The 1,708-nt window shown below is 72.9% G+C and carries 2 protein-coding genes; both read left to right on the top strand.

What is annotated here, in order from left to right; all coding sequences use genetic code 11:
- The coding region (locus HW578_RS26200) for an AI-2E family transporter (protein WP_198373642.1) at nucleotides 1–1,055 on the top strand (1,055 nt) is incomplete at its 5' end.
- Between the two features lie 10 nt (nucleotides 1,056–1,065).
- On the top strand, nucleotides 1,066–1,708 hold a 643-nt coding region (locus HW578_RS26195), incomplete at its 3' end, for an HdaA/DnaA family protein (protein WP_198373641.1).

Genomic DNA, 1,708 nt, shown 5'->3' with positions numbered 1-1,708 from the left:
CAGGCGTGGTGGCAGGCTTCGGCGCGGCGCTGCTGTTCTGCCTGTGGCTGTTTCAGGGCATCCTGACGCCCTTCGTGCTGGCCGCGGTGATCGCCTATTTCCTCGACCCGCTCGCCACGCGGCTCACGCGCATCGGCATCCGCCGCAGCCTCGGCGCCTTCTCGCTGATCTTCCTGCTGATGGCGCTCGGGCTCGCGGCGGTGCTGCTGCTGTATCCGATCATCCTCGCGCAGGTGGGCATCCTGGTGCAGCGGCTGCCGACCTATGTGGCGGGCCTCGGCGCGCTGCTGCGCGAGGCGCTTCTGCGGCTCGAGGAAGCGCTCGGCCCCGAGATGATGGACCAGCGCCTGCGCGACATGGCGGTGAACCAGGCGGGGTCCATGCTGTCCTGGATCGTGACCGCAACCACGCGGCTGATCGGCGGCGGCTTCGCGCTGTTCCAGGTCTTCACGCTGGTGGTGGTGGTGCCGGTGGTGGCCTTCTACCTGCTGCGCGACTGGCCGGCGATGCTGGGGCGCGTCGAATCCTGGCTGCCGCGCAAGAACGCCGCGGTGATGCGGCAACTGGCGCGCGACACCGACCGCGTGCTCTCGGCCTGGCTGCGCGGGCAACTGCTGTGCTGCGCCGCACTCGGCCTGTTCTACGCGGTGGCGCTGCAGCTGGTGGGGCTCGAACTGGGGCTGACCATCGGGCTGATGGCCGGCATCCTGACCTTCATCCCCTATGTCGGGTCGCTGACCGGCTTCGCCTCGGCCGTGCTGCTGGCGATGGGCCAGTTCGGCACCTGGAACGAGGTGTTGATGGTGGTCGCCATCTTCGTGGTGGGCCAGACCATCGAGGGCTACGTGATCTATCCCTACCTGCTGGGCGACCGCGTCGAGCTGCACGCGGTCTGGGTGATCTTCGCGCTGTTCGCCGGCGGCGTGGCCTTCGGCTTCCTGGGCGTGCTGCTGGCGGTGCCGATGGCGGCCGCGCTCGGCGTGGTGGCGCGCTACTGGCTGCGGCGCTACCTCGAAAGCCCGCTCTATCTCGACCCGCCGCGGACCGGGACCTAGGCGGCGGCACATGGCCCAGCCGCCCGCCCCCGCGCGGCAATACACCCTGCCGCTGCCGCTCAGCGCCTCCTGCGATCGCGCCGACTTCCTCGAGGATGCCTCGAATGCGCAGGCGATTGCGTGGCTCGACCGGCCGGCGGACTGGCCGGGCGGGCGCCTCGCGATCTTCGGCCCGCCGGGCGTGGGCAAGACGCATCTGGGCCGCGCCTTCGCCGCCGCGCATGGCTGGCGGATGCTGGACGGGCCGGCACTGCGCGGCCTGCCGAATCCCGCGCCCGGCGGCAGCGTGCTGGATGACGCCGACGCAGCGCCCGACCCCGCCACCCTGCTGCACCTGGTGAACCTCTGCGCCGAGCGTGGCGAAGGGCTGCTGCTGCTGGCGCGCGATGCGCCGTCCCGCTGGCCCGTGGCGCTGCCCGACCTCGCCAGCCGGCTGCGCGCCACCATGGCGGTGGGCATCGGCGCGCCTGGCGAGGCGCTGCTCGCCGCGCTACTGGCCAAGCTGTTTGCCGACCGCCAGCTGCGCGTCGCCCCCGAGGTCCAGGCCTGGCTGCTCGCCCGCCTCCCGCGCGAGGCCGCCGCCCTGGCCGAGGCCGTGGCCCGGCTCGACCGCGCGGCCCTGCATGCCCGCGCGCCCGTCACCCGCGCCCTGG

The organism is Roseomonas rosulenta (assembly GCF_016106005.1).
Classification (GTDB): Bacteria; Pseudomonadota; Alphaproteobacteria; order Acetobacterales; family Acetobacteraceae; genus Neoroseomonas; species Neoroseomonas rosulenta.
The sequence above is the reverse complement of the archived record's forward strand: the minus strand, read 5'-3'. Positions and strand labels throughout refer to the sequence as shown.